This is a genomic window from Pseudomonas sp. RW409 (genome assembly GCF_003184125.1).
GTDB classification, from domain to species: Bacteria; Pseudomonadota; Gammaproteobacteria; order Pseudomonadales; family Pseudomonadaceae; genus Aquipseudomonas; species Aquipseudomonas chlororaphis_I.
Map to the genome: position 1 here is coordinate 428,605 of NZ_QHHP01000041.1, position 25,298 is coordinate 453,902.

General features: G+C 63.6%; 19 protein-coding genes and 1 pseudogene. 2 read left to right on the forward strand and 18 right to left on the reverse strand.

Going from position 1 to position 25,298, the window contains the following annotated elements:
• Nucleotides 1–63: 63 nt before the first annotated feature.
• Both DK261_RS33950 and DK261_RS33955 read left to right on the forward strand, forming a co-directional pair.
• Nucleotides 64–1,125 (forward strand): annotated as a pseudogene (locus DK261_RS33950) (methyl-accepting chemotaxis protein); the annotation flags it as partial.
• Nucleotides 1,126–1,266: 141 nt separating this feature from the next.
• Nucleotides 1,267–1,980, forward strand: coding sequence for a methyl-accepting chemotaxis protein (locus DK261_RS33955; protein WP_371923112.1), 714 nt, complete (start codon nucleotides 1,267–1,269; stop codon nucleotides 1,978–1,980).
• 119 nt (nucleotides 1,981–2,099) lie between these two features.
• On the opposite strand, the gene DK261_RS22400 is transcribed toward DK261_RS33955, so the two are convergent.
• The 18 genes from DK261_RS22400 to DK261_RS22485 form a co-directional block, all read right to left on the reverse strand.
• Entirely contained in the window at nucleotides 2,100–2,834 is a 735-nt protein-coding gene (locus DK261_RS22400) for an amino acid ABC transporter ATP-binding protein (protein WP_009046576.1), read from the reverse strand.
• Entirely contained in the window at nucleotides 2,827–3,786 is a 960-nt protein-coding gene (locus DK261_RS22405; protein WP_371923113.1) for an amino acid ABC transporter permease, read from the reverse strand. Before DK261_RS22405 ends, DK261_RS22400 begins: the two co-directional genes overlap by 8 nt.
• Before the next feature lie 152 nt (nucleotides 3,787–3,938).
• Nucleotides 3,939–4,736 carry a transporter substrate-binding domain-containing protein gene (locus tag DK261_RS22410; protein ID WP_016704434.1) on the reverse strand — a complete coding sequence of 266 codons (798 nt, stop codon included), beginning with the start codon at nucleotides 4,734–4,736 and terminating at the stop codon, nucleotides 3,939–3,941.
• Between the two features lie 234 nt (nucleotides 4,737–4,970).
• Nucleotides 4,971–7,541, reverse strand: a complete 2,571-nt coding sequence (gene mdoH / locus DK261_RS22415) for a glucans biosynthesis glucosyltransferase MdoH (protein ID WP_016704433.1) — start codon at nucleotides 7,539–7,541, stop codon at nucleotides 4,971–4,973.
• Nucleotides 7,534–9,327: a glucan biosynthesis protein G gene (locus tag DK261_RS22420; RefSeq protein ID WP_028683785.1), complete on the reverse strand. Its 1,794-nt coding sequence runs from the start codon at nucleotides 9,325–9,327 to the stop codon at nucleotides 7,534–7,536. The genes mdoH and DK261_RS22420 overlap by 8 nt, the downstream gene beginning before the upstream one ends.
• Nucleotides 9,328–9,604: 277 nt before the next feature.
• On the reverse strand, nucleotides 9,605–10,042 hold the full coding sequence (dtd, locus tag DK261_RS22425; protein WP_016704431.1) for a D-aminoacyl-tRNA deacylase: 438 nt from the start codon (nucleotides 10,040–10,042) through the stop codon (nucleotides 9,605–9,607).
• Nucleotides 10,039–11,010: a prolyl aminopeptidase gene (gene pip, locus DK261_RS22430; protein ID WP_038582775.1), complete on the reverse strand. Its 972-nt coding sequence runs from the start codon at nucleotides 11,008–11,010 to the stop codon at nucleotides 10,039–10,041. Before pip ends, dtd begins: the two co-directional genes overlap by 4 nt.
• Nucleotides 11,011–11,265: 255 nt before the next feature.
• Nucleotides 11,266–12,069 (reverse strand): N-formylglutamate deformylase, encoded by an 804-nt coding sequence (hutG, locus tag DK261_RS22435; protein ID WP_038630409.1) that lies wholly within the window; start codon nucleotides 12,067–12,069, stop codon nucleotides 11,266–11,268.
• A gap of 10 nt (nucleotides 12,070–12,079) precedes the next feature.
• Entirely contained in the window at nucleotides 12,080–13,285 is a 1,206-nt protein-coding gene (gene hutI / locus DK261_RS22440; protein WP_110176420.1) for an imidazolonepropionase, read from the reverse strand.
• Nucleotides 13,286–13,301: 16 nt separating this feature from the next.
• On the reverse strand, nucleotides 13,302–14,711 hold the full coding sequence (locus tag DK261_RS22445) for an amino acid permease (protein WP_009046568.1): 1,410 nt from the start codon (nucleotides 14,709–14,711) through the stop codon (nucleotides 13,302–13,304).
• A 154-nt stretch (nucleotides 14,712–14,865) separates the two neighbouring features.
• Nucleotides 14,866–16,398 carry a histidine ammonia-lyase gene (gene hutH / locus DK261_RS22450; RefSeq protein WP_110176422.1) on the reverse strand — a complete coding sequence of 511 codons (1,533 nt, stop codon included), beginning with the start codon at nucleotides 16,396–16,398 and terminating at the stop codon, nucleotides 14,866–14,868.
• 158 nt (nucleotides 16,399–16,556) lie between these two features.
• On the reverse strand, nucleotides 16,557–18,080 hold the full coding sequence (hutH, locus tag DK261_RS22455) for a histidine ammonia-lyase (protein ID WP_110176424.1): 1,524 nt from the start codon (nucleotides 18,078–18,080) through the stop codon (nucleotides 16,557–16,559).
• A 99-nt stretch (nucleotides 18,081–18,179) separates the two neighbouring features.
• Nucleotides 18,180–19,010: a glycine betaine/L-proline ABC transporter ATP-binding protein gene (locus DK261_RS22460; protein WP_051519229.1), complete on the reverse strand. Its 831-nt coding sequence runs from the start codon at nucleotides 19,008–19,010 to the stop codon at nucleotides 18,180–18,182.
• Nucleotides 19,007–19,858 carry a proline/glycine betaine ABC transporter permease gene (locus DK261_RS22465; protein ID WP_009046564.1) on the reverse strand — a complete coding sequence of 284 codons (852 nt, stop codon included), beginning with the start codon at nucleotides 19,856–19,858 and terminating at the stop codon, nucleotides 19,007–19,009. Before DK261_RS22465 ends, DK261_RS22460 begins: the two co-directional genes overlap by 4 nt.
• 71 nt (nucleotides 19,859–19,929) lie before the next feature.
• On the reverse strand, nucleotides 19,930–20,898 hold the full coding sequence (locus tag DK261_RS22470; RefSeq protein ID WP_009046563.1) for an ABC transporter substrate-binding protein: 969 nt from the start codon (nucleotides 20,896–20,898) through the stop codon (nucleotides 19,930–19,932).
• A 74-nt stretch (nucleotides 20,899–20,972) separates the two neighbouring features.
• Nucleotides 20,973–22,436, reverse strand: coding sequence for a cytosine permease (locus tag DK261_RS22475; RefSeq protein WP_025808238.1), 1,464 nt, complete (start codon nucleotides 22,434–22,436; stop codon nucleotides 20,973–20,975).
• Between the two features lie 117 nt (nucleotides 22,437–22,553).
• On the reverse strand, nucleotides 22,554–24,236 hold the full coding sequence (hutU, locus tag DK261_RS22480; protein WP_016704424.1) for a urocanate hydratase: 1,683 nt from the start codon (nucleotides 24,234–24,236) through the stop codon (nucleotides 22,554–22,556).
• Nucleotides 24,237–24,718: 482 nt separating this feature from the next.
• On the reverse strand, nucleotides 24,719–25,291 hold the full coding sequence (locus DK261_RS22485; RefSeq protein WP_009046560.1) for a HutD family protein: 573 nt from the start codon (nucleotides 25,289–25,291) through the stop codon (nucleotides 24,719–24,721).
• Between the last annotated feature and the right edge of the window lie 7 nt (nucleotides 25,292–25,298).

The following is a 25,298-nucleotide window of genomic DNA, read 5'->3' on the forward strand; positions in this document are numbered from 1 at the left end:
TTATCTGACGCAGCCGATAGGCTCTCTACAAAACCTATTTAATAGCCCAAGGGAGTTCGCGGCATGTACCGTTGGTTAGCCCAGAGTCTGGGAAATGTGAGCGTCAACCTCAAACTCGGCGTTGGCTTCGGTCTGGTGCTGCTACTGACCCTGCTGATCACCGCGACCGGCTGGCTGGGCCTGGGCAATGTGATCGAGCGCGGCGACAAGCTGGGCTATATCTCCAGCCTCAACGAGCTGACCAAGGACCTGCGCATCGCGCGCCTGGACTATGAAATGCGCCGTGGCGAGCAGGGACCGGGGGCCGTCAGCGAGCTGCTGAACCAGCTCGACGAAGGCCTGCAACGCGCACGCAAGATGCTGGAAATGCCTGAAAGCATCGCCATGATCGACCAGCAGATCGCCGCCGTCAGCGAGTACAAGCTGGCCTTCGCCGACATGACCCGCGCCACCGCCAGCCGCGAAGCCGCCCGCGCCAAACTGGGCGCCACCGCCGATAACGCCGTGGCCCGGGTGGCCGAAGTGGAGAAATCCATGCTGCAGGGCGACAGCGTGGCGCAGTTCAATAGCGTCATCGACCTGAGCAAACTGATCCAGCAGGCGCGCTTCCAGGTCCGCGGCTACACCTACAGCGGCAAGGCCGAGGCCGAACAGCCGGCGCTGGACGCCATCGACAACGCCCTGAACAACCTCGCCAGCCTGCCGGCCAAGCTGCCGGAACAGCACCTGGCCAACCTGCAACAGGCCACCGACGCCCTCAAGGGCTATCGCTCCGCCGTCAGCGAGTTTCGCGACTCCCAGGTGGCCAGCGCCGCCGCGCTCAAACGCATGGCGGCCCAGGGCGACCGCCTGATGGAAGTCAGCAAGCAACTGACCGCCGCGCAAACCCACAAACGCGACAGCGACGCCGCCCGGGCCAGAAGCACCCTGGCCATCGTCACCGCCCTGGCCCTGCTGTTCGGCCTGGTTGCTGCCTGGAGCATCACCCGGCAGATCGTCATCCCGCTGCGCCAGACCCTCAAGGTGGTCGAGCGTGTCGCCTCGGGCGATCTCAGCGAAAACCTGCAGGTCGAGCGTCGCGACGAGCTCGGCCAGCTGCAACGGGCCATGCAACGCATGACCCTGAGCCTGCGCGAGCTGATCGGCGGCATCAGCGATGGTGTCACCCAGATTGCCAGCGCCGCCGAGCAACTGTCGGCGGTGACCGAGCAGACCAGCGCCGGAGTCAACAGCCAGAAAGTCGAGACCGACCAGGTCGCCACCGCCATGAATGAAATGGCCGCCACGGTCCAGGAAGTCGCGCGCAACGCCGAGGAAGCCTCGGAAGCCGCGGTCGCCGCCGATCAGCAGGCCCGCGAGGGCGACAAGGTAGTTGGCGAGGCGATCGCACAGATCGAACGCCTGGCCGCCGAGGTCGGCAACTCAACCGCCGCCATGGGCCACCTGAAGCAGGAAAGCGACAAGATCGGCAGCGTGCTCGACGTGATCAAGTCGGTCGCCCAGCAGACCAACCTGCTGGCCCTCAACGCCGCCATCGAAGCCGCCCGCGCGGGCGAAGCCGGTCGCGGTTTCGCGGTGGTCGCCGACGAGGTGCGCAGCCTGGCGCAGCGCACCCAGAAGTCCACCGAAGAGATCGAGGAGCTGATCGTCGGCCTGCAGAACGGCACCCAGGAAGTGGCCAACATCATGGACAACAGCCGCAACCTGACCGACAGCAGCGTAGAGCTGACCCGCCGGGCCGGTGGCTCGCTGGAAAACATCACCCGCACCGTCTCGGCGATCCAGGCGATGAACCAGCAGATCGCCGCCGCGGCCGAGCAGCAGAGCGCGGTGGCCGAGGAAATCAACAGAAGCGTGCTGAACGTGCGCGACGTGTCCGAGCAGACCTCGGCAGCCAGTGAGGAAACAGCGGCCTCCAGCGTCGAGCTGGCGCGCCTGGGGACCCATCTGCAGACCCTGGTCGGGCGCTTCCGGGTTTGAGCCGAGCCGGTTTCGCTTGATATCGGGGTGAAACAATCGCGGGCAAGCCTCGCTCCTACAGATAAAGGTCATCTGTAGGAGCGAGGCTTGCCCGCGATGGGTTTCAGCCGGTGGAAAACCTACAGGACCTGACGCAGGAACGCCTGGGCCCGCGGGTCTTGGGGCGCATCGAAGAACGCCGCTGGCGAGGCGTCTTCCAGCAGTTTGCCGTGATCGAAGAACAGCACCCGATCCGCCACTTCCCGGGCAAAGCCCATTTCGTGGGTCACGCAGACCATGGTCATGCCTTCCAGGGCCAGGGTTTTCATCACGTCCAGCACTTCGCCGACCATTTCCGGGTCCAGCGCCGAAGTCGGCTCGTCGAACAGCATGACCTTGGGTTCCATGGCCAGCGCCCGGGCGATGGCGACGCGCTGTTGCTGGCCGCCGGAGAGCCGCGACGGGAACTCGTTGGCCTTCTGCGCGATACCGACCTTCTCCAGCAACGCCAGGGCCTTGGCCTCGCGCTCCTGCTTGCCGCGCTTGCGTACCACCTTCTGCGCCAGGCAGAGGTTTTCCAGCACGGTCATGTGCGGGAACAGGTTGAAATGCTGGAACACCATGCCGACTTCGCGGCGATAGGCATTCACATCGGTCTTCGGATCGGCCAGTTGCAGGCCGTCGATGCTCACCGAGCCGGAATCGAACTGTTCCAGGCCGTTGAGACAACGCAGGAAGGTCGACTTGCCGGAGCCGGACGGGCCGATCACCACCAGCACTTCGCCCTTGGCCACGTTAGTGGTGACGTTATCTACCGCGCGGACCACCTGGCCCCGGGTGTCGAAGACTTTTACCAGATCGCGGACTTCAATCACTTTGCGCGAGCCTCCGCTCAAGCCGGCTGGCCATCTTCGACAGCGGCAGGTTGATCAACAGGTACAGGGCCGCCACGCAGAACAGGATCTCGAACGGCGAAAACGAGGTGGTGATGACTTCACGTCCGCTCTTGAGCAGCTCGGTGATGGCGATCACCGACACCAGCGAGGTGTCTTTCACCAGGCTGATGAACTGCCCGGCCAGCGGCGGCAGCACCCGCTTGAAGGCCTGCGGCAGTACCACATGGCGCATCGACTGGCTGGCGTTCAGGCCCAGGGAGCGGGCCGCTTCATTCTGGCCACGGGCGATCGACTGCACGCCGGCGCGGACGATTTCCGCCACATAGGCACCGGTGAACAGCGACAGCGCGGCGATCCCGGCGAACTCACGGGACAGGTTCAGCACCGTACCGATGAAGAAATAGAAAATGAATATCTGCACCAGCAGCGGCGTGCCGCGCACCAGTTCGACGTAAATGGTCGACAGGTCCCGCAGGGTCGGGTTGTTCGACAGCCGGCAAAGCCCGGTCGCCAAGCCGATGAACAGCCCCAGCACCCCGGACACCAGCGACAGCCACAAGGTGGTCCACAGGCCCAGCAGCAGCGGCCCGGCCGCCCAGTGACGGGTCACGCCGATCACATCGCCTTCGGCCACATCGTCGCCACGGGCGACTTGCAGGCTGTTTTCGTCGACCGTCAGTCGTTGCTCGTCACCCGCGTCGTTGCGCAGCGTGACCTCGGCCTTGCCGCCTTTGCGCACCAGCTCGCTGACGGTGGAGATGTCCGCCGCCCGCTGCGACTCCTCAGCCTGGTAGGCGAAGTACTGCGGTACGCGGTTCCAGCGCCATTCGTAGGACATCAGCGAGGTGGCGTAATACAGCGCGCCGGCCAGGCCGATCAGCACCAGCACGGTCAGTACGTGCCAGGGCCATTGGGCTTTTTTATGTTTGATCACTTTGCAGGTTCCAGCCGTTTGCAGCGGGGAAGTTCGGTATCGCCGATCAGGACGCCATCGCGAGCCGGCTCGCTCCTACAGGGATTGCGTGAATCCGTAGGAGCGAGGCTTGCCCGCGAATGGGGCGACTCGGTCTGTCTGACCGAGTGTTATTCCATGTCCTTGAGCCACTCGGTGCTCTTGAACCACTTGTCATGGATACGATCGTAGGTGCCGTCTTCGTGGATCTGGTGCAGGAAGTTGTTGATGAAGTTGAGGCTGTCGTAGTCACCCTTCTTCAGGCCGAACGCCAGGGGCTCATAGGTGAACGGCTTGTCGAGGAACGTAAGCTTGCCGTTGCCGACCTTGCTCAGTGCCACCACGTTGTACGGGGCGTCGTAGATAAAGGCGTCGGCCTTGCCGTTGACCACGTCGAGCACGGCTTCCTGCTCGTTGTCGTAGCCGTGGTACTTGGCCTTGGCGATCAGCTTCTTGGCGACCATCTCGCCGGTGGTGCCCAGCTTGGAGGTGATGCGGTAGTCGGCGGTGTTCAGGTCTTTATAGGACTTGATGGTGCCTTCCAGTTCCTTGCGGATCAGCAGGGTCTGGCCGACCACGATGAAGGGTTCGCTGAAGTTCAGGCGCAGGTTGCGTTCCTGGGTCAGGGTCATGCCGCTGCCGATCATGTCGAACTTGTCGGTCAGCAGGGCCGGGATGATGCCGTCGTAGCCGGTGGAAACCAGCTCCAGCTTGACGCCCATGGCCTTGGTCATGGCCTTGAGGATATCGACCTCGAAACCGATGATCTCACCGCGCTTGTTGGTCATCTCGAACGGCATGTAGGTCGGGTCCATGCCGACTTTCAGCGTGCCGCGCTTGACCGCATCATCGATGGCGCCAGCCTGGGCTGCATTGACCGCCACCATTGCCGTGACGCCGAGCAGCAGCATCGAGAGATACTTCTTCATCTTCAAGTCCCCTGAACCCATTTTATTGTGAGGCGAACCCGCGACAGGTTTTCCCTGGAAAACCGACGGATACGGGCACCAGGAATGCCCGCTCGCAGCAATTCGGGGTGCGATGCTAACTCACCCGGCCGTTTGCACAAGGGTTTGACCAGGATTTGTTGTTACAGAGGGGACGACAAAAAGCAGATGCCACAAACAACAACGCCCTTGAGAGTGCTCTCAAGGGCGTTGTCATCAGGCCGGTTGGGCGATTGCCGTTTGCGGTCGCAACGGCAACAACGGTGCATGAGGGTCTTCATCCACCGATTGCCGCCAGGCGCTCAGCCAGTCGGCATGGCCTTCGCTCCAGACCTGCTCATGCAGGCGGGCCAGGGCCACCGGGTCGCTCAGCAGCGCCAGGCGCTCGCCATTATTCAGCGCCGCCGGCCCCACTTTCAGGGCATGGCGGACACGTTCGCTACGCAGCCACTCGATCGGCTCGGCCAGGCCGTGCCGGGACGTCGCCAGGGCACAGGCCAGGGCGTTCTGCTGCGGATCGACCACCGCCCGGATGAAGCCGTCGTTCAGCGCATGCCAACGGTTTTCATGGGTGTACTGGTCGGTGGACACCAGCTCCTGTGGCGGCGCGTATTCCTCGGGGATCAGGAACAGGCTTTCGTCACGGGACTTCAGGCCCAGGCCGACGCGGCTGGAAATCACCGACACCGGGATCGACAGCATCAGCGAACCGACGATCGGCACCAGCCACCAGAGGAAGCTCGGGTTCAGCCAGATCACCAGCAGCGCCCAGAAGAAGCCCAGCAAGGTCTGCGGACCATGGCGGCGCACCGCTTCGCTCCACGGCGTGGAATCGTCGTCACGTTGTGGCGAGTTCCAGGTCGCGGCCCAGCCAAGGAACGCGGCCAGCACGAAACGGGTGTGGAAGATCATCCGTACCGGCGCCAGCAGCATGGAGAACAGCATCTCCAGCAGCATCGACAGGGTCACCTTGAACTTGCCGCCAAACTCTTTCGCGCCCTTGGCCCAGATCAGGATGATGCTCAACAGTTTCGGCAGGAACAGCAGCACGATAGTGGTCGAGAACAGCGCGATCGCCTTGTCCGGATGCCATTGTGGCCACAGCGGATACAGCTGGCGCGGCTCCAGGAAGTACTGCGGCTCCATCAGGGTGTTGACCGCCAGCAGGGCCGTCGACAGCACCAGGAAGAAGAACCACAGCGGCGCCGACAGGTAGGACATCACCCCGGTGAGGAACACCGCACGGTGCACCGGGTGCATGCCCTTGACCAGGAACAGGCGGAAGTTCATCAGGTTACCGTGGCACCAGCGACGGTCACGCTTGAGCTCGTCCAGCAGGTTCGGCGGCAGCTCTTCGTAGCTGCCCGGCAGGTCGTAGGCAATCCACACGCCCCAGCCGGCGCGACGCATCAGCGCCGCTTCGACGAAGTCGTGGGACAGGATCGCACCGGCGAAGGCGCCTTTACCGGGCAACGGCGCCAGGGCGCAGTGCTCGATGAACGGCTTCATGCGGATGATCGCGTTGTGGCCCCAGTAGTGGGACTCGCCCAGCTGCCAGAAGTGCAGGCCGGCAGTGAACAGCGGGCCGTAGACGCGGGTGGCGAACTGCTGCATGCGCGCATACAGGGTGTCCATGCCCGAGGCTTTCGGCGCGGTCTGGATAATCCCCGCGTCCGGCGTGGCTTCCATCAGGCGCACCAGGCTGGTCAGGCATTCGCCGCTCATCACGCTGTCGGCGTCGAGCACCACCATGTACTTGTAGTCGCCGCCCCAACGACGGCAGAAGTCGTCGAGGTTACCGCTCTTGCGTTTCACCCGACGGCGACGGCGGCGATAGAAGATCTTGCCGAAACCCTTGGTTTCGCGGCAGACGTCCAGCCAGGCCTGCTGCTCGGCCACGCAGATATCGGTGTCGTTACTGTCGCTGAGCACGAAGAAGTCGAAGCGGTCCAGGTCACCGGTGGCCGCGACCGACTCGAAGGTCGCCCGCAGGCCGGCGAATACCCGCGGCACGTCTTCGTTGCAGATCGGCATCACCAGCGCGGTGCGTGCATCTTGCGGAATCGGCTCGTTGCCGGCGCTTTTACCGGAAATGCGGTATTTGTCATGCCCGGTGAGCAGCTCGAGGAAGCCCATCAGCGCGGTCCAGAAACCGGCCGAAACCCAGCAGAACAGGATGCCGAACATGATCAGGATGCTGGTCTGCAGGGCGTACGGCAGTACCTGGGTGGCGGTCTGCATCAATGGCTGATGCATGACTTCTTCCAGGTCGACGAACGACCAGCCCTGGTACGGCATGATGCCTTTCATGTACCAGCCGGCCACTATGGTCTGGCCGAGCATCAGCACCAGCAGGATGTAACGGCGGATCGAACCCACGGTGCGCCAGCGCGCCGCCGGGAGCACCCGCTCATCCTTCGGCGGTGCCGGCGGGTTGGTGCGCCCGGTCAGGCGCCGCCAGCCACGCACCAGGATATTGGTGCGCCAGGGCTCGGGAACCACCTTGGTCCGCCGGATCGGCGGCGTGGCCTTGAGGCACACGCGACCGCTGGCGTCGAGCGCCAGCATCTCGGCATCGATCAGCTCCTCGGCGGAACTCAGGGTCAGCCGGCGGCCCACCGAGGCCTGGGCGGCATCGGCAGGCGCGTCGAACGTCGAGGACGACAGGCGTTCGTGCAGTTCACTGAAGGACTTGCAGCCCGCGAGTTCCGCGCGCTGCTCATCGGTCATTGGCAGGTGCGCCAGATACTCGGCAAGAGTCTCTGGCTGTACTTGAGGGTTACTCATCGGCAGGCAACTGGTAGCTCCAGGTCTCGGTCAGGACTTGCTCGGTCGGGACAGATTCCGGTGTGGCTGGGGCCGCCTCGGCAGCAGCAGGCTGCTTGGCGTCTTTGTGGTTCTTGGCGTCCTTGGCCGGCTTGGCTTCGGCTTGCTTGGCATCCGCCTCTTTTTTCTCCTGCTGCTTGGCGGCGACTTTGTCGGCCTTGGCGATGGAGGCGCTGGAGGCTGGCGACACGGCCTTGGCCGGCTCGACAGGGGTGGCGTTCTTGACCAGGGCCGCACGCATCTCGGTGGATTTGCTCGGATCCTTGATCTTCATCCGCAGGGTCAGGCGCCAGCCCTTGGTTTCAGGGTTGTAGCGCACGCTGTTTTCCACCAGCTCGGCGTTGTCGCCGACGCTGACCTGGCTGCGCACCTCGGTGTCTTCCGGCAATGCCGCCAGGGATGGACCTTCGAAGTCCACCAGGTAGGCCACGCTGCCGTCCGGCTGGCGGATCAGGTTGGATTGCTTGACGTCACCGGTGGAACGCAGGGTCTGCTCGACCCAGGCGCTGTCTGGCGAATGCAGGGAAGCCTCGTCCATGGTCCAGTGCAGGCGATAGGCGAAATCGAACGCCTGGCCTGGCTCAGGCTGCTTTTCCGGGCTCCAGAACGCCACGATGTTGTCGTTGGTTTCGTCCGCGGTCGGGATCTCTACCAGATCGACGGTGCCTTTGCCCCAGTCGCCCTTCGGCTCGATCCAGGCGCTTGGGCGCTTGTCGTAGCGGTCGTCGAGGTCTTCGTAGTGGCTGAAGTCGCGGCCACGCTGCAGCAGGCCGAAACCACGCGGGTTCTCTACCGAGAAGTTGCTCACGGCCAGGTGTTTCGGGTTGTTCAGCGGACGCCAGATCCACTCGCCGTTGCCGGCATGGATCGACAGGCCGCTGGAGTCGTGCAGCTCGCGGCGGTAGTTGAGGACTTTCGACGGCTGGTTGGCGCCGAACAGGAACATGCTGGTCAGCGGGGCGATGCCCAGCTTGCCAACCTTGTCACGCAGGAACATCTTGGCCTTGACGTCGACGATGGTGTCGCTGCCCGGACGCAGGGTCAGGCGATAGGCGCCAGTGGCCCGCGGCGAGTCCAGCAGGGCGAAGATCACCAGGTGCTTGTCGGTCGGCTTGGGTTGCTGGATCCAGAATTCGGTAAAGCGCGGGAATTCCTCACCGGACGGCAGCGCGGTGTCGATGGCCAGGCCACGGGCCGACAGACCATAGACGTGACCCTTGCCAATGACGCGGAAGTAGCTCGCGCCGAGCATGGTCATGATTTCGTCCTGCTTGTCCGCCTTGTTGATCGGGTACAGGACACGGAAGCCCGCGTAACCGAGCTGTTCGGTGGCCTTGGGATCGAACTTGAGGTCGCCAAAATCGAAGCGAGTCGAGTCGTATTTGATCTCTTCGACGGTGTTCGCCGTGATTTCGTTGATTTTCACCGGCGTATCGAAGTGCATGCCCTGGTGATAGAAGGACAGCTTGAATGGGGTTTTCTGCTTGGCCCACTCGGCCTTTTCAGGCAGGAAGCGGATTTTCTGATAGTCCGCGAACTTCATCTCACGAAATTCGTTCGGCAGGTTACTGCGCGGAGCCTCGTACTTCTGCCCGGCCAGATCCTTAGCCTTGGCCGATACATCATCCAGATTGAATGCCCAGAGTTGGCCGGCGCTAAGCAGGCAGAGCAGTGCAGAGCCCGTCACCAGTGCGTTTCGTAACCGTTTGGCAGACAATTTTGGTGCATTACAGGGACTAACAATCACGAGCAACCCTCGCCGAAAACAGATCAAAAAACCAACGGCCAGCTATCTATATGCCAGGTTGGCGAGCATTGTTCCGACTCCGATGGGGCTAAATGATTCCCCAAACGGTCCCGAACAAGTCTCTACCTAAGTCAAAAACGGACCAACGAACGCTGATCCCCGTAGCGCGCGATTATCTAGTAGCCCGCGTTACAACGCATCAGGGGCGACCAAGTATTTATCGCGAAAAACGCCTATTTTCGGCCGCTTCCGGCCGAAAAAGATGTTTCAAGCACTTTCAGGTCTGTAACAGGAAGGTTACCGGGCCATCATTGACCAGATGGACCTGCATATCCGCCCCGAAGCGCCCTGATGCTACTTTGCCATGCAACTGTTGCGCCTTGCATAGCAGATAGTCAAAAAGTTCTTCGCCGAGGGCCGGCGGCGCCGCGGTGGAAAAGCTCGGGCGCAGGCCGTTCTTGGTATCCGCGGCCAGGGTGAACTGCGAGACCAGCAGCAAACCGCCGTCCACATCAGCCAGGGACTGGTTCATCTTGCCCTCGGCATCACTGAATACCCGATAGTTAAGCAGCTTGTGCAGCAGTTTGTCGGCACTGGCCCGAGTGTCCTCGGGCTCCACCGCTACCAGCACCAGCAAACCCTGGTCCACCGCACCGACGATTTCCCCCGCCACTTCGACCCGCGCGCCGCGCACGCGCTGCAACAGCCCCTTCATGCTTCTTCGGGCGGCAGGTCGAGCAGGCGCCGGGCCATCTGATTAGCGGCGCGCACCAGGGCATCGGTGATGCCCGGTTCGGACGCGGCGTGACCGGCATCGCGGATCACCTGCAGTTCGCTGTTCGGCCAGGCCTGGTGCAGCTCCCAGGCATTGTCCAGCGGGCAGATCACGTCGTAGCGGCCATGCACGATCACGCCCGGCAGGTGGGCAATCTTGCCCATGTCGCGAATCAGTTGGTTCGGCTCGAGGAACGCATGGTTGGTGAAGTAGTGGCATTCGATCCGGGCGATCGACAGCGCGCGCTGCGGCTCGGAGAAACGATCGACCACCAGCGGGTTCGGCCGCAGTGTGGCGGTACGCCCTTCCCAGATCGACCAGGCTTTGGCCGCATGCATCTGGGCGATCTGGTCGTTGCCGACGAGACGCTTGTGGAAGGCGCTGAGCAGGTCGTCGCGCTCGTCCAGCGGGATAGGCGCCACGTAGTCCTGCCAGTAGTCGGGGAACAGACGGCTGGCGCCTTCCTGGTAGAACCATTTGATTTCCTGCGGACGGCACAGAAAGATCCCCCGCAGAATCAGACCATGGACACGCTCAGGATGGGTTTGCGCATAGGCCAGGGCCAGGGTCGAACCCCAGGAGCCGCCGAACACCACCCATTTCTCGATGCCCAGGTGCAGGCGGATCCGCTCGAGGTCGGCGACCAGGTCCCAGGTGGTGTTGTTTTCCAGGCTGGCGTGCGGGGTGGAGCGCCCGCAGCCGCGCTGGTCGAAGGTGATGATGCGGTACAGGTTCGGGTCGAAGTAACGGCGACTCTGGGCATCGCACCCGGCTCCCGGGCCACCGTGGATGAACACCACCGGCAAGCCTTCCGGGGAACCGCTCTCATCGACATACAGCACATGGGGTTCGTCGACAGCCAGATCGTGCCGGGCATAGGGTTTGATCTGCGGGTACAAAGTCTGCATTGCGCGCTCCGTAAGGGGTCGAGGTCATCCCTGGGGGGACTTCAATTATTCTGCCGTCCGGCATCATAAACCCGAATTACGGAATGAGCATGTCCTTGGAAAAAATGCGGTTGTTCCCCCCGGAAAGCCAGGCGCACCTGTAGCCGCTGCCGAAGGCTGCGCTCGACTGCGCAGCAGGCGCAGGATCTTGAGATCGCTGAAGGCCTTCGGCCTTATCGCAGCCTGCGGCAGCGGCTACAGGGCTTCCTGTCGGCTTCAGCGCCCGTAGCGCTTCTGCCCCCAGGCCAGCAGCCCTTGCAGCAGCTGCTTGAGCACCACCTGGGTCGGCGCCGCCAGATCGTCGCGGTAGCGGAACGGCTCGAACTCTTCCATGTAGGTGCTCTGCGCCAGCTCCAGCTGCACGGCATGGATGTTCTCCGCCGGGTTGCCGTAATGCCGGGTGATATGGCCGCCCTTGAAACGGCCATTGAGCACATGGCTGTAGTCGGCATGACGGGCGCAGATCGCTTCCAGCTGGCTGGCCAGCTCGGCATCGCAGCTGGCGCCATTGAAGGTACCCAGGTTGAAGTCCGGCAGCTTGCCTTCGAACAGGTGCGGGATCAGCGAGCGGATCGAGTGCGCGTCGAACAGCAAGGCATAGCCGAACTCGGCCTTCAGCCGCGCCAGCTCCTGCTGCAGGGTGCTGTGATAAGGCGTCCAGACCTGCTCCAGATAAGTCGCCCGCTCCTGTTTCGACGGCTCCCGCCCCTCACGGAACAGCGGTACGCCATCGAACAGCGTGGCCGGGTACAACCCGGTGGTGGCGCCGACATATAAAGGCTTGTCGTCGGACGGGCGATTGAGGTCGATGACGAAACGCGAATACTCGGCCGCCAGGGTGCTGGCGCCCAGTTCCTCGGCGAACGCGTAGAGCCGCGGGATGTGCCAGTCGGTATCCGGCAGGCTTTGCGCCTCGGGGATCAGCCCGGCCTCGACCGCTGGCGTCAGGCGCAGGCCGGCGTGGGGCATGCTGATCAGCAGCGGCACCCGGCCTTGTTTGAAGTTCAGAACCTTATCCACAACCCTTCTCCTATAAATCCACTTCAACGCCGTGGCGCACGACGCGTTTTTCCAGGTCGCCGCCCAGCCAGTAGGCCAGGTCGGCGGGACGATCGATCTGCCAGGCGACGAAGTCCGCCACCTTGCCGGCCTCCAGCGAACCGTGGGTCCGCTCCATGCCCAGCGCGGTGGCCGCGTGCAGGGTCACGCCGGCCAGGGCCTCTTCCGGGGTCATGCGGAAACAGGTGCAGGCCATGTTCAGCATCAAGCGCAGGGAGAGCGCCGGCGAAGTGCCGGGGTTGAGGTCGCTGGCCACGGCGATCTTCACCCCGTGCTTGCGCAGCGCGTCCATCGGCGGCAGCTGGGTTTCGCGCAGGAAATAGAAGGCGCCCGGCAATAGCACGGCGACGGTGCCGGTCTTGGCCATGGCGATGGCGTCTTCCTCGGTCATGAACTCCAGGTGGTCGGCCGACAGCGCGTGATAACGCGCCGCCAGGCTGGAGCCATGCAGCGACGACAGCTGCTCGGCGTGCAGCTTCACCGGCAGGCCGAGCTTCTGTGCGGCAACGAACACCCGTTCCACCTGCTCCGGCGAGAACGCCAGGTATTCGCAGAACGCATCCACCGCGTCCACCAGGCCCTCGGCGGCCAGGGCCGGGAGCATTTCGCTGCAGATGTGCTCAATGTAGTCGTCCGAGCGCTCGGCGTATTCCGGCGGCAAGGCGTGGGCCGCCAGGCAGGTGCTGCGCACACTGACCGGCAGCTCGGCGCCCAGGCGCCGGATCACCCGCAGGATCTTGCGTTCGCTGGCCAGGTCCAGGCCGTAGCCGGACTTGATCTCGACGCTGGTCACGCCGTCGCGCAGCAGGCTTTTCAAGCGCTTGCGGGCACTGTCGAACAGTTCGTCCTCGCTCGCCGCGCGAGTGGCCCGCACGGTGCTAGCGATACCGCCACCGGCGGCGGCGATTTCCGCGTAGCTCACCCCTTGCAGGCGTTGCTCGAATTCGCCGCTGCGGTTGCCGCCAAACACCGTGTGGGTGTGGCAGTCGATCAGGCCCGGGGTGACCCAGGCCCCCGCCAGGTCATGCCGCTCGGCATAGTCGCCGGCCGGAACCTGGTCGCGCGGGCCGATCCACTCTATGAGCGCTCCTGACGTCACGATGGCGGCATCCTCGATGATCGAGTAAGCGCCTTGCGCCATGCTTGCGACGTGGCAGTGTTGCCAGAGAGTTTTCATCCGAGGCCTCCGTTAGTTATCGATGGGACAAAGAAGGGTCGCGGTGTACCTGGACCGCCTGACCGGCGGCCGGCTTGACCCACAACAGATAAGCGATCACCAGCAGCACGATCCACACCGCGCCCACCGCCAGCGCCGCCTGGGTCTCCGGGAAGTAACCCAGCACGCCGAAGACGAACAGCATGAACACGATGGCGGCTGCCGGCGCCCAGGGCCAGAACGGCACCGGGAATTTCAGTTGGGCGACCTGCTCGGCGCTCATCGAGCGACGCATGGCCACCTGGGTGACCAGGATCATCAGCCAGACCCAGACCGTGGCAAAGGTGGCGATCGAGGCAATCAGCAGGAACACGTTTTCCGGAATCAGGTAGTTCAGCAGCACACCGCCCAGCAGCGCGGCGCCCATGACCACCACGGTCATCCACGGCACGCCGTGTTTCGACAGCTGGGCAAAGCCCTTGGGCGCCTGCCCTTGCTGGGCCAGGCCGTACATCATGCGTCCGGCGCCGAAGATGTCGCTGTTGATTGCCGACACCGCCGCCGAGATCACCACGATATTGAGGATGGTCGCCGCCGAGCCGATGCCCAGGTTGTCGAAGATCTGCACGAACGGGCTGCCCTGGCTGCCGATCTGCGGCCATGGATAGATGGCCATCAGCACGAACAGGGTCAGCACATAGAACAGCAGGATGCGCATCGGCACCGCGTTGATCGCCTTGGGGATGACCCGCTGCGGGTCCTTGGCTTCACCGGCGGTGATACCGATGATCTCGATGCCGCCAAAGGCGAACATCACCACCGCGAACGAGGCGATCAGGCCGCCGATGCCGTTGGGCATGAAACCGCCGTGGGCCCAGAGGTTGGCCACCCCGGTGGCCTGCTCGCTGCTGGCCGAACCGATGCCGAACAGCATGATGCCGAAGCCGGCGAGGATCATCGCGACAATCGCACCGACTTTCAGCAGCGACAGCCAGAACTCCATCTCGCCGAAGACCTTGACGTTGCACAGGTTGAGGCCGCCGATCAGGAACACGATGCCGAGCACCCAGACCCAGCGCGCCACTTCCGGAAACCAGAAGCCCATATAGATGCCGAAGGCCGTGACGTCGGCCAGGCAGACGATGATCATTTCAAAGGCATAGGTCCAGCCGAGGATAAATCCCGGCAACGGCCCCAGGTAATTGCTGGCGTAGTGGCCGAACGAGCCGGACACCGGGTTGTGCACGGCCATCTCGCCCAGCGCGCGCATCACCATGAACACCGCGGCACCACCGATCAGGTAGGCCAGGAGGACCGCGGGACCGGCCATCTGGATGGCCGAGGCAGAACCATAGAACAGCCCGGTGCCGATCGCCGACCCCAGCGCCATGAAGCGAATATGTCGGGCGGACAGCCCGCGTTTCAATCCTTGAGCTTGCTGTTGCATTTCTCGTTCCTAATTATTTTTATCGGAGAAAACCGGAACCACCTGTAGCCGCTGCCGAGGTACGAGGCTGCGAAGCGGTCCGCAGGACCACCCTCGGGGGCTGCTGTGCAGCCCATCGCAGCCTCGTGCCTCGTCAGCGGCTACAGGCATGGGGTTACAGGCTCGGCAGCAACTTGGCCGGCAGCAGCTCATTCAGGCAACGGGATGCCAACAGTTCGCTCGCGGCGTTGATGTCCGGGGCGAAGAAGCGGTCCTTCTCGTAGAACGGCACTTTGCTACGCAGGGTAGCGCGGGCCTTTTCCAGCTTGGTCGAGGTCTTCAGGCCGTCACGCAGGTCCAGGCCCTGGCAGGCCGCCAGCCATTCCACGGCGAGGATGCCACGGGTGTTTTCGGCCATTTCCCACAGGCGCTTGCCAGCGGCGGGCGCCATGGACACATGGTCTTCCTGGTTGGCGGAAGTCGGCAGGCTGTCCACCGAGTGCGGATGGGACAGCGCCTTGTTTTCGCTGGCCAGGGCCGCGGCGGTCACCTGGGCGATCATGAAGCCGGAGTTGACCCCGCCATTGGCCACCAGGAACGGCGGCAGCTGGGACATGTGCTTGTCCATCATCAGCGAGATGCGGCGCTCGCTCAGGGAACCGATTTCGGCGATGGCCAGGGCCATGTTGTCGGCGGCCATGGCCACCGGCTCGGCGTGGAAGTTGCCACCGGAGATCACGTCGCCCTCGGCGGCGAACACCAGCGGGTTATCCGACACGGCGTTGGCTTCGACCACCAGCACCTCGGCGGCCTGGCGGAACTGGGTCAGGCAGGCGCCCATGACCTGTGGCTGGCAACGCAGGGAGTACGGGTCCTGCACCTTGTCGCAGTTCTGGTGCGACTTGGAGACTTCGCTGCTGTCGCCCAGCAGGTCGCGGTAAGCCGCGGCAGCGTCGATCTGGCCTTTCTGGCCACGGGCGGCATGAATCCGCGCATCGAACGGCGAACGCGAGCCCAGCACCGCCTCGACGGTCAGGCCGCCACAGGCCAGGGCGCCGGCGAACAGGTCTTCGCCTTCTAACAGGCCACGCAGGGCGAAAGCGGTGGACACCTGGGTGCCGTTGAGCAGCGCCAGGCCTTCCTTGGCCGCCAGGGTCAGCGGCTTGAGGCCGGCCACACTCAGCGCTTCGGTAGCGTTCAGCCATTGACCTTTATAACGGGCCTTGCCTTCACCCAGCAGCACCAGGGACATGTGCGCCAGCGGCGCGAGGTCGCCGGAAGCGCCCACCGAGCCCTTGAGCGGGATATGCGGGTAAACCTCGGCGTTGACCAGGGCGATCAGCGCGTCGATCACCTGGCGGCGGATACCGGAGAAGCCACGGCTCAGGCTGTTGACCTTGAGCACCATGATCAGGCGCACCAAGGCGTCGCTGATCGGCTCGCCGACACCGGCGGCATGGGACAGCACCAGGGAGCGCTGGAGGTTTTCCAGGTCTGCGCTGGCGATACGGGTCGAGGCCAGCAGGCCGAAACCGGTGTTGATGCCGTAGGCGGTGCGGTTCTCGGCGAGGATCTGCTCGACACAGGCGACGCTGGCGTCGATCTGCTTCGATGCACTGTCATCGAGGCTGAGGGTTACCGGCTGTTGGTAGACGGCACGCAGTTGGGCCAGGGTCAGTTGGCCGGGAATCAGATTTAGCGCAGTCACATTTATGCTCCTTTTGAGAGTTTGTTATTAACTACCAGTCGCTCCGGAAGCTTCCGTTGTCCGTCGCAGCCCGCCGTTTGTGAGCGAGTGGCGCCTTGGCACGCTGGTTTTTCGTGGAAACCGTTGTCGTGGAAAATTCCGTTCTTGCAGGGCGTTGCTCAGCGCACGCCCGGTAAAACCTCCTGCAGCAAGGCCGGAGCCTTGAGCAGCGCCGCCGCGCTGGCGATGTCCGGGGCCAGCCAGCGGTCCTGGTCATAGGCCGCAACCCGCTGGCGCAACAGCTTCCAGGCCGCATCGGTGCCGGCACCGAAACGCTGTTCCTTGAGAAATTCAAAGGCCTGGGCCGCCAGCAGGTATTCGATGGCGAGGATCTGGGTGCAGTTTTCCAGCACACGGGAAAGCTTCAGCGCGGCGTTGGTGCCCAGGCTCAGGTGGTCTTCCTGCAGGCCGGAGGTGACGTAGTTGTCGAGCACCGCCGGTTGCGCCAGCTGGCGGTTTTCCGCACACAGCGAGGCAGCGACGTACTGGACGATCATCATTCCGGAGTTGACCCCGGGGTTGCTCACCAGGAATGCCGGCAAACCGCTGACGTGGGGGTTGATCAAGCGATCCAGGCGCCGTTCGGCGATCGAGCCGATCTCGGCCATGGCGATCGCCAGCAGGTCCGCCGCCAATGCCACCGACTGGCCGTGGGGGTTGGCCTGGGACATCACCCGGTAGTTGTCCGGAGTGCCCAGCACCATCGGATTATCGGTGACGGAGTTGAGCTCGGTTTCGACCTGCTGCGTCGCGTGCGCCAACTGATCGCGGGCGGCGCCGTGAACCTGCGGGATGGAACGGATGCTCAGGGCATCCTGGGTGCGGATACCTTTGCTGGCGGCAATCACTTCGCTGCCGTCGAGCAAGGCGCGCAGGTTGATGCCGACCTGCTGCATGCCCGGGTGCGGCTTGAGCGCGATGATCTCGGCATCGAACGCGGCGATCTGCCCGCGCTGGGCCTCGAAGCTCATGGCGCCGATCACGTCGGCCCATTGCAGCAGGCGCGTGGCATCGGCCAGGGCCAGGCAGCTCAGGCCGGTCATGCACGGCGTGCCGTTGACCAGGCACAGACCGTCCTTGGCCCCCAGTTGCACCGGCTGCAGGCCTTCCGCCGCCAGCGCCTGCTCGGCCGATACGACCTGCCCGCGATAGCTGACCTGGCCGACACCAAGCAAGGCGATGCTGATATGCGCCATGTGGGTCAGGTAACCCACCGAGCCCTGGGACGGCACCTGCGGGGTGATGCCGCGATTGAGCAGGGCCAGCAGCGCCTCGACCACCCGGCGATGCAGGCCGGACTTGCCGTGGCTGTAGTTGACGACAGCCGCGCAGATGATCGCCCGGGTCTGCTCGTCGGCCAGCGGCGCGCCCACGCCACAGGCATGGCTGAGCAAGGTGTTGCGCGACAGCTGGCTCAGTTGTTCGTCCTGCAGCGAAACGTTGCACAGCGCGCCCAGGCCAGTGTTGATGCCATAGGCGCGTTCGCCGCTGACGACGATGCGCTGGACGATGGCCTGGGCATTCTCGATGCGCGCCCAGGCCTGGGCCGACAGCTCGAGCTGCGCGCCATGCCGGGCTACGGCGACCACATCCTGCCAACGCAGCGGGGCGTCGGCGATAACGATTTTTTCAGCCTGCGACATCTTCGACCTCACGGGTACCACCTGAACATTGATGCAGCTTTACCGCCGCATTCGCGGGCAAGCCTCGCTCCTACATAGGAAGAGGCCCGCCGCACGCCTTCAAACCACCGCCGCGCGCCGCTGCACGAAACGGTCGACGTACTCGTCCGCCGGCGAATGCAGGATCTCTTTCGGCGTGCCGACCTGGATCAGCCGGCCATCCTTGAGGATCGCGATGCGGTTGCCGATGCGCACGGCCTCGTCGAGGTCGTGGGTAATGAAGACGATGGTCTTGTGCAGGGTCTTTTGCAGCTCCAGCAACTGGTCCTGCATCTCGGCGCGGATCAGCGGGTCGAGGGCACTGAAGGCTTCGTCCATCAGGATGATGTCGGTGTCCGCCGCCAGGGCGCGGGCCAGGCCGACGCGCTGGCGCATGCCGCCGGACAGCTGGTGCGGGTACTTCGCCTCGTAGCCCTTGAGGCCCACGGTGTTGATCCAGTGCAGCGCGCGCTCGGCGCAGACGTCCTTGCTCTCGCCACGCACCTTGAGGCCGTAGGCAACGTTTTCCTGCACGGTCTTGTGCGGCAGCAGGCCGAAGCTCTGGAACACCATGCTGATCTTGTGCCGGCGAAATTCGCGCAGGGCTTCCATGTCGTATTGCAGGATGTCCACGCCGTCCACCAGGATCGCGCCGCTGGTCGGGTCGATCAGGCGGTTGAAGTGGCGCACCAGGGTCGACTTGCCGGAGCCGGACAGGCCCATGATCACGAATATCTCGCCAGTGCCGATGCTCAGCGACAGGTCGTTGACCCCGACCACGCAGCCGGTCTCGGCCAGCACCTGGTCCTTGGTCTTGTTCTGGCGAATCATGTTCAGCGCGTCGGCCGAACGGTTGCCGAAAATCTTGAAGACGTTCTTGACTTCGATCTTGCTCACGGTTGCGTTGTTCATTTGCTCACCTCATGGCGTGGACGACCATAGGCTTGGGTAATACGGTCGATGACCACGGCCAGAATCACGATCGCCAGGCCGGCTTCCAGGCCACGGCCGACGTTGAGGGTCTGGATGCCGACCAGCACGTCTTCGCCCAGGCCACGGGCACCGATCATCGAGGCGATCACCACCATCGACAGGGCCATCATGGTGGTCTGGTTGATCCCGGCCATGATGCTCGGCAGGGCCAGCGGCAGTTGCACGCCGAACAGTTGCTGCCAGCGGTTGGCGCCAAAGGCGTTGATCGCTTCCATGACCTCGCCGTCGACCTGGCGGATGCCCAGGTCGGTCAGGCGGATCAGCGGCGGCGCGGCGTAGATCACGGTGGCGAAGATCGCTGGCACCTTGCCCAGGCCGAACAGCATCAGCACCGGGATCAGGTACACGAAGCTCGGCATGGTCTGCATGATGTCCAAGAGCGGCATCAGCACCGAACGCAGGCGATTGCTGCGCGCCGAGAGGATGCCCAGGGGAATGCCGATCAGCACCGAAATGAAGGTCGCCACCAACATCAGCGCCAGGGTCTGCATCAGCTTGTCCCACAGGCCGACCGCGCCCACCAGGAACAGCAGGCCGACGATCACCGCGGTGGTCACCAGCTTGCGGGTCGAATGCCAGGCGATGCCGCCGACGATCGCCAGCATCAGCCACCAGGGCGCCAGGCGCAGCAGGCCTTCGAGGTTGACGATGGCCCACAGCAGGGTGTCGGAGATGTGGCGGAACACATCGCCGTAGTTGGTCACCAGCGAATCGACCCAACCGTTGACCCAGTCGGCGATGGAAAAGGTGAAGCTTTCAGGAAACATAGAGAGACTCTCGATCAAGTGGGTTGTGGCGAGGCTCCCGGCTGCGCTTCAGGCAGCCGGAAAGGCTCTACCTACAAGGCCGCGTCGATTTTCTTGGCTGCGTCGTCGCTCACCCATGCGTGCCAGACTTCAGGATGTTCCTTGAGAAAGATTTTCGCCAGTTTCGGCGACTCGATACGTTCCTTCGCCATGCGGCCCAGGTTCTGGTTCAGCAGGTCGATCGGCAGGTTGACCTTTTCCAGCACGGCCACCAGCTCAGGCGCTTGTTCGTGGAAGGTCTTGGACAGGCCGACCTTGATGGTCACGCTCTTGTCCACGCCTGGCTTCTCTTCCAGCTTCACCAGGTCGACCTGGCCCATCAGCGGGGTTGGCGACCAGTAGTAGAACAGGATCGGTTCGCCACGCTTGTAGCTCGACAGCACCGCGGCATCCAGCGCCGGGCCGGTGCCTGGGCGGAAGTTGGTGTAGCTGCTTTCCAGGCCGTAGCTTTTCAGCATCTCGCTGTTGTCCAGCTCGCAGGTCCAGCCGGCCGGGCAGTTATAGAAACGGCCTTTGCTCGGCTCTTCCGGGTCCTTGAACACGGCGGAATACTTGGCCAGGTCGGCGATGTTCTTCAGGTCCGGGGCCTTGGCTTCCAGCTTGCGCTTGGCATCGCCCTCGATCACGTAGCGCGGCACGTACCAGCCTTCGATGGCGCCCACCACCGGGGCGCCGACGCCGACCACCTTGCCGGCCTTCTCGGCCTTGTTCCAGACCTCGCTGCGGCCGACCCACTCCTCGGCGAAAACCTGGATGTCATTGCTGCTCAGGGCGTTCTCCATGGTGATGGAGTTGCCTGGCAGGCTGTCGGTCTTGCAGCCGTAGCCTTTTTCCAGGACCACTTGCAGCACGTCGGTCAGCAACATGCCGCTTTCCCAGTTCAGGCCGGCGAATTTCACCGGCTTGCCGGACTCGCACCAGCCGGCCGCCTGGGTAGCGCCGGCGCTGGCCAGCAGGCCCATGGAAAGCAAAGTGGTCAGCAGGGTCTTATTCATTTTCATTGTGTGACGCTCCCAATCATTGAAATGGATTACGGCAGTTAAGAGGCATCCAGCCCGTCCACGTCCAATCAGGTCTAGACCGCAGTAGCGCGGCCTGCCCCACTCAGCTTTTGTTCTGTGATCGAGTCCTGCTCTACCGGCAGGATCAGGCGATCGGGTACAGCGCCATGCCATTTTTTCGCGCAGACGTAATACAGCGCCGCGGGAACCACCAGGCCGACGATCCAGGAGATATCCACGCCACCCAGGGCTTCCACCAGCGGGCCGGTGTAGAACTTGGTGCCGATGAACGGCAGCTGCACCAGCACACCGATCACGTAGACGCTGATCCCGAGGATGTTCCAGCGGCCGTAGCGACCGTTCGGATCGGCCAGCGCCGGCACGTCATAGTGCTCGCGGGTGATGCAGTAGTAGTCCACCAGGTTGACCGCGCTCCACGGGGTGAAGAAGGCCAGCAGGAAGAGGATGAAAGACTTGAACGCACCGAGGAACGAGTGCTGGCCGAGCAAGGCGATCAGGGTCGCGGTGCCGACGATGACCAGCACGAACACCAGCCGTTGCAGGCGCGTCACTTCCAGGTGGCCACGGAAGCCACTGATGATGGTGGCGATGCACATGAAGCTGCCGTAGGAGTTCAGCGTCGAGATGGTGATCTTGCCGAAGGCGATGCTGAAGTACAGCAGCGCCGCAGTGGCACCGCTACCGCCCAGGCCGACGATGTAGGCCACTTCGTGACCGGCGAACTGCCCGTCGGCCATGGCTGCGGCGAACACGCCGAGCATCATCGCCACCTGCGCGCCGATCACTGAGCCTGCGCCAGCGGCGAGGAAGGTTTTCACCGAGGAGGTCTTGCTCGGCAGGTAGCGCGAATAGTCCGCCACGTAGGGGCCGAAGGCGATCTGCCAGGACGCGGCGAGCGACACCGCGAGCAGGAAACTGCTCCAGCTGAAGTGGCGGATTTCCAACAGCGCGCCAACGTCGGTCTGACTCATCAGGCGGCTGAACAGGTAAACGAAGGCGATCACGCCAATGACGCTGGCGGCGCGACCGATGAAATGGATCACCCGGTAGCCAAGCACCGTGACCAGCACGATGACGCTGGCGAAGATCAGGATCCCGACGCTGTCGCTGACCCCGAACAGCTGGCCCAGCGCCTGGCCGGAAAGCACGGTGCCGGTAGCCGTGAAGCCCAGGTACATCAGGCACACCAGGACAATCGGGATGGCCGCGCCATAGACGCCGAACTGGACCCGGCTGGAGATCATCTGCGGCAGGCCGAGCTTGGGCCCCTGCGCCGCGTGCAACGCCATCACACCGCCGCCCAGCAGTTGACCGATGAGCAGGCCGATCAACGACCAGAACACATCACCGCCCAGCACCACCGCCAGAGCGCCAGTGACGATGGCCGTGATCTGCAGGTTAGCCCCCAGCCACAGGGTGAACTGGCTGTAGAGCTTGCCGTGGCGTTCGGCTTCGGGGATGTAGTTGATCGAGCGCCGTTCGATCAGGGGTTTGGAGCTATCGCTGGCCGTGGACATCGTTATTGTTCTCCCGGGAGATTCTTGTCATGTCAAAGCTCTGCTACATGGACCGAGCCGCCGCACTACAGCGTGCGACGGCTCCTTCCCTGATCCTGGCGGCAATCCGCCGGGAGCTTACTTGCCAGTGATCATCGGCAGGTTCAGGCCCTGTTCCTTGGCGCAGTCGATGGCGATCTGGTAACCGGCATCGGCGTGACGCATGACACCGGTACCCGGGTCGTTATGCAGCACACGGGCGATACGCTCGGCCGCTTCGTCGGTACCGTCGCAGACGATCACCATCCCGGAGTGCTGGGAGAAGCCCATGCCGACGCCGCCGCCGTGGTGCAGGGAAACCCAGGTCGCACCGCTGGCGGTGTTCAGCAGGGCGTTGAGCAGCGGCCAGTCGGACACGGCGTCGGAACCGTCCTGCATCGATTCGGTTTCGCGGTTCGGGCTGGATACCGAACCGGAGTCCAGGTGGTCGCGGCCGATCACGATCGGCGCCGACAGCTCGCCGCTGCGCACCATTTCGTTGAACGCCAGGCCGAGCTTGGCGCGCAGGCCCAGGCCAACCCAGCAGATACGCGCCGGCAGGCCCTGGAAGCTGATGCGCTCGCGCGCCATGTCCAGCCAGTTGTGCAGGTGAGCGTCGTCCGGGATCAGTTCCTTGACCTTGGCGTCGGTCTTGTAGATGTCCTGCGGATCGCCCGACAGCGCGGCCCAGCGGAACGGACCGATGCCGCGACAGAACAGCGGACGGATATAGGCCGGTACGAAGCCAGGGAAGTCGAAGGCGTTCTCGACGCCCTCTTCCTGGGCCATCTGACGGATGTTGTTGCCGTAGTCGAAGGTCGGGATGCCCTGCTTCTGGAAGTCGAGCATGGCCTTGACGTGCACGGCCATCGATTGCTTGGCCGCCTTGACCACCGCCGCCGGCTCGGTCTTGGCGCGCTCGCGGTACTGCTCCCAGGTCCAGCCGGCCGGCAGGTAGCCGTTGAGCGGGTCGTGGGCGCTGGTCTGGTCGGTGACCATGTCCGGACGCACGCCGCGACGGACCATTTCCGGGAGGATTTCAGCCGCGTTGCCGCACAGGGCGATGGAGATCGCCTTGCCTTCGGCGGTGTACTTGGCGATACGCGCCAGGGCATCATCCAGGTCCTTGGCCTGCTCGTCGACATAGCGGGTCTTGAGGCGGAAATCGATGCTGCTCTGCTGGCATTCGATGTTCAGCGAGCAGGCGCCGGCCAGGGTCGCGGCCAGAGGCTGGGCGCCACCCATGCCGCCGAGGCCGGCGGTCAGGACCCAGCGGCCCTTGAGGTTATCGTTGTAATGCTGGCGACCGGCTTCGACGAAGGTTTCGTAGGTGCCCTGGACGATGCCCTGGCTGCCGATGTAGATCCAACTGCCGGCGGTCATCTGGCCGTACATGGCCAGGCCCTTGGCATCCAGTTCGTTGAAGTGTTCCCAGGTGGCCCAGTGCGGTACCAGGTTGGAGTTGGCGATCAGCACACGCGGTGCGTTGCTGTGGGTCTTGAACACGCCGACCGGCTTGCCGGATTGCACCAGCAGGGTCTCGTCGTCATTCAGGTTGGTCAGGCTCTCGACGATCTTGTCGTAGCACTCCCAGTTGCGCGCGGCGCGGCCGATGCCACCGTAAACCACCAGTTCTTTCGGGTTCTCGGCGACTTCCGGATCGAGGTTATTCATCAGCATGCGCAGCGGCGCTTCTGTCAGCCAGCTCTTGGCGGTCAGCTTGTTGCCGCGGGCAGCGCGAATTTCGACGTTCCGGTATTTCGTAGGTTTATTCTCAGTCACGAAAAAACTCCTCAGCGATCAATCCAAACCAACCCAGGCAGTGGGCGAGCGTGCCTGCGCGCAGGGCGCTGCGCAGCAAGCGAATCAGGGGACGCTGCGAAGAGTCTTCAGCGACTCATACGCATACGTCTTTACTTGTACATACAAGCATATGCAATCGAGCGGCCAACTCGTTGAATGCACCTTCAAGAAAATCTCTGGAAATGCTGGAGAGGCCCTTGGATCAAGGGTTTCAGCGTCGATTATTTTTTCGCGGGGAATGTGGCGAGAGATGTGAGCGCTGTTACTTCGGCTGAGCCTTGCGCCACGCTGGGGCGTTCGGTAACAAATTGGTGCGCGAGGGAAACAACATCAGGGAGGGAGAGAAACAGGAGGGTTTTGTAGCCGCTGCCGAAGGCTGCGATCGACTCCGAAGGAGACGCGCTCTTTGCAGGCCGGAAGGCTCTTCGAGCCTTATCGCAGCCTGCGGCAGCGGCTACAGGTCAGATGGCCGTCAGTTCGATCACGCAGCAAGCGCCGCTGACGCTGACTTCCCGCAGGCCGGGGTTATCGAGCAGTTGCAGGCAGTCATGGCGCTCCAGCAAGGCGGCGACACCACCACCCAGGTCGGCGCGCATTTCGTCGGCCACGCTGAATACCAGCACCGTGCTGGCCTGGGTGAAGAAACGCTGGCCACCCTGCAGCCATTGCAAGCGAGCGCTGTAGCGATCCGGCGCGTAAATCAGGTTGAAGTCGCGAATCGGCCCGTCGATCAGGGTGCAGGCGACCTGGCTGGCGCCACTGAAGGCAAAGGGGTCCAGCGGTAACAGTGCGCGGCTGTCCTGGCCGTCCACCGTCAGGGTCATGCCCGCGCCTTGCAGCACGGTGATGATGCGCTGGTAGCCGGTGAAGCTGGAAAAGCCGCCGGACTCGCCGATATCGGCGATCGACAGCCGCCAGCCGAAACCTTCCAGGCCGACGCCGGCGTCCCGGGTGATCTCTTCGGTGCTGCCGCCACCGTTCTTCCACGGCATGCGCGGGTAGTTGGCCGCGCGCAAAACGTTCAACTGAGTCATTGATGCC

Coding starts and splice junctions, on each gene's coding strand:
- mdoH (WP_016704433.1), bottom strand. CDS start 7,541: ATGAGTAACCCTCAAGTACAGCCAGAGACTCTTGCCGAGTATCTGGCG.
- dtd (WP_016704431.1), bottom strand. CDS start 10,042: ATGAAGGGGCTGTTGCAGCGCGTGCGCGGCGCGCGGGTCGAAGTGGCG.
- DK261_RS22485 (WP_009046560.1), bottom strand. CDS start 25,291: ATGACTCAGTTGAACGTTTTGCGCGCGGCCAACTACCCGCGCATGCCG.
- hutI (WP_110176420.1), bottom strand. CDS start 13,285: ATGAAAACTCTCTGGCAACACTGCCACGTCGCAAGCATGGCGCAAGGC.
- DK261_RS22445 (WP_009046568.1), bottom strand. CDS start 14,711: ATGCAACAGCAAGCTCAAGGATTGAAACGCGGGCTGTCCGCCCGACAT.
- DK261_RS33955 (WP_371923112.1), top strand. CDS start 1,267: ATGAATGAAATGGCCGCCACGGTCCAGGAAGTCGCGCGCAACGCCGAG.
- DK261_RS22470 (WP_009046563.1), bottom strand. CDS start 20,898: ATGAAAATGAATAAGACCCTGCTGACCACTTTGCTTTCCATGGGCCTG.
- DK261_RS22475 (WP_025808238.1), bottom strand. CDS start 22,436: ATGTCCACGGCCAGCGATAGCTCCAAACCCCTGATCGAACGGCGCTCG.
- DK261_RS22465 (WP_009046564.1), bottom strand. CDS start 19,858: ATGTTTCCTGAAAGCTTCACCTTTTCCATCGCCGACTGGGTCAACGGT.
- hutH (WP_110176424.1), bottom strand. CDS start 18,080: ATGTCGCAGGCTGAAAAAATCGTTATCGCCGACGCCCCGCTGCGTTGG.
- DK261_RS22460 (WP_051519229.1), bottom strand. CDS start 19,010: ATGAACAACGCAACCGTGAGCAAGATCGAAGTCAAGAACGTCTTCAAG.
- DK261_RS22410 (WP_016704434.1), bottom strand. CDS start 4,736: ATGAAGAAGTATCTCTCGATGCTGCTGCTCGGCGTCACGGCAATGGTG.
- pip (WP_038582775.1), bottom strand. CDS start 11,010: ATGCAGACTTTGTACCCGCAGATCAAACCCTATGCCCGGCACGATCTG.